This window comes from Caldisericota bacterium, from assembly GCA_034717215.1.
Classification (GTDB): domain Bacteria; phylum Caldisericota; class Caldisericia; order Caldisericales; family Caldisericaceae; genus UBA646.
Map to the genome: position 1 here is coordinate 1 of JAYELD010000052.1, position 2,251 is coordinate 2,251.

2 protein-coding genes are annotated in these 2,251 nt (G+C 46.2%); both read right to left on the bottom strand.

Annotated elements, in window-relative coordinates; translation table 11 throughout:
- Positions 1-71 precede the first annotated feature (71 nt).
- Positions 72-1,418 carry a sigma-54 dependent transcriptional regulator gene (locus U9Q18_02400; protein ID MEA3313209.1) on the bottom strand — a complete coding sequence of 449 codons (1,347 nt, stop codon included), beginning with the start codon at positions 1,416-1,418 and terminating at the stop codon, positions 72-74.
- Positions 1,405-2,251, bottom strand: an 847-nt coding sequence (locus U9Q18_02405; protein ID MEA3313210.1) for an ATP-binding protein, incomplete at its 5' end; no start/stop codon positions are given. The genes U9Q18_02405 and U9Q18_02400, both read right to left, overlap by 14 nt.

Sequence of the window (2,251 nt, forward strand, 5' to 3'; positions counted from 1 at the left end):
GGTAGCCTTTTTCACCAATTCTGAAAACTTACTGTATCTTTAACTATGTAAAGAAAAAAGTCACTCGACGTCTATTTTTTTACTTCAAAACCATACTCCTTTGCCTTGTTGTAGAGGGTCATCCTGCTGACTCCCAAGATTCTAGCTGCCTCACTGTAGTTCTCGCTGGTTTCACGAAGAACATTTAAGATATGGCTCTTCTCCACTTCTTTGAGGTTTTTTCCTACGGAGGCTGAGCCAACCGGCGACAGATTTTCCTGAGGCAGGTCAGCGGAAGTGATAGGGCTATCCTTAGACAGGATGATTGCCCTTTCAATGGCGTTTTCCAGCTCACGGACATTGCCCGGCCAGTCATAATGAAGCAGAAACTCTATAGCCTCGGGAGAGAATTCGGTAACCTCTTTCCGATTCTCCATTGCAAATTTATGCAAGAAATGTTCAGCTAATAGAGGGATATCTTCCTTTCTTTCCCTTAAGGGAGGCAATTCGATGTTAACTACATTGAGTCGGTAATAAAGGTCTTCTCGAAATTCCTGCTTTTCTATTGCCTTTCTTAAGTCCTTATTAGTCGCTGAAATAACTCTTACATCAACCTTAATTGGCTCATTGCCACCGACACGAGTAAATTCTTTCTCTTCTAAGACCCTTAGCAGGTGAACCTGGATATTGGCACTCATCTCGCCGACTTCGTCTAAAAAAAGTGTCCCCCCATTGGCAAACTCGAATTTCCCTTTCTTTTGAGCGTAAGCTCCAGTGAAGGAACCTTTCTCATGGCCAAATAGCTCACTTTCTAAGAGGCTTTCCGGCAAAGCAGCACAACTAACAGCGACGAAGGGCTTGTTCCGACGATGGCTCTGAGAGTGAATGGCACGTGCCACCAACTCCTTCCCTGTGCCACTCTCGCCTGTGATCAATACGGTGGCGTTGCTCTTAGCTACGACTTTTATTACCTCGATTACCCGCTGCATCTTAGAGCTTTTCGCTATGATGTTCTCAAAGCGGTAACGGTCTTCCAATTTCTGACGCAGGGAGAAGTTTTCCTCAACTAGTTCTTGATGTTCAGCTAATTTCTTGACTAATAATTCAGCCCTCTCAGGGCAAAAAGGCTTCTCAATGTAATCGAAAGCTCCTTCCTTCATGGCAGTTATAGCCGTAGGTATGCTGGCATAGGCTGTGATGATAATAACCTCAATATTGGGCTGCTGCGCTTTAGCTCTTTTCATCAACTCAATACCATCCATACCTGGCATCACGAGATCGGCAATCATGATGCCTGGCTTTTCCTTCTCAATCACCTCTAACGCCTTGTGACCGTTCTCAGCAGTGAAAACCTGATAGCCAATATCATTGAGCCAGTCGCTTAGCGCCTCTCGGACAATAGCTTCATCATCAACCACGAGTACTTTAACCTTTTTCATCGTTGTGTCCTCCCAAATAGACGCTGAAGGTGGTTCCCTTCCCCACCTCACTTTGTACTTTGATCCTTCCCTTGTGCCTCTCAATAATCCCATGCGCTACAGCTAATCCTAATCCTACACCCTTGCCTTTTGCCTTGGTGGTGAAGAAAGGGGTGAAAAGCTTGGACAGATTCTCTTTTGAGATACCACAGCCCGTATCCTGAACATCAACTCTGACCTCACTATCCATCGCCGAGCTGCGAAGGGTCAGCCTGCCCCCTTCAGGCATTGCCTGGATAGCATTAAGCATGAGATTGGTAAATATCTGCTGAAGCTGGTCGAAGTCAGCCATGACCTTAGGCAAGGATGGGCTAAACTCTTTCACAACCTCAACGTTTTGAAGTTGAGCTTGATGACCTACCATAGCCAAGACCTGTTCTATAACCTGGTTAACATCCACCAGCCTCAACATCGGCTCTGTCTGACGAGCAAAATCCAAAAGATTTCGGATTATCCTGGAGCAACGACCTACCTCGGATTCCATCTTGGAAAGGTAACTCAGTGCTTCTTCTTTCTTAACAGCATCACCAGTCACCTTTTTCGATAGCAGCTGAGTGTAAACCAGGACTCCAGCCAGAGGATTATTAATCTCGTGAGCGATTGAGGCAGCCAACTGGCCCAGGGAAGTCAACTTCTCAGCCCTGAGGAGTTCATCCTGTGTAGTTTGTAATTCGTTGACCAAGTAAGGCCAGCACATCTCAATCTCTGCCAAACCTTGACAGACGGCGATAGCCAGCTCTCGACAGGAATCATATCCACAGGCACCACAGTTGAGCCGGTCTTCTCTTTTTAGC

Coding starts and splice junctions, on each gene's coding strand:
- U9Q18_02400 (MEA3313209.1), bottom strand. CDS start 1,418: ATGAAAAAGGTTAAAGTACTCGTGGTTGATGATGAAGCTATTGTCCGA.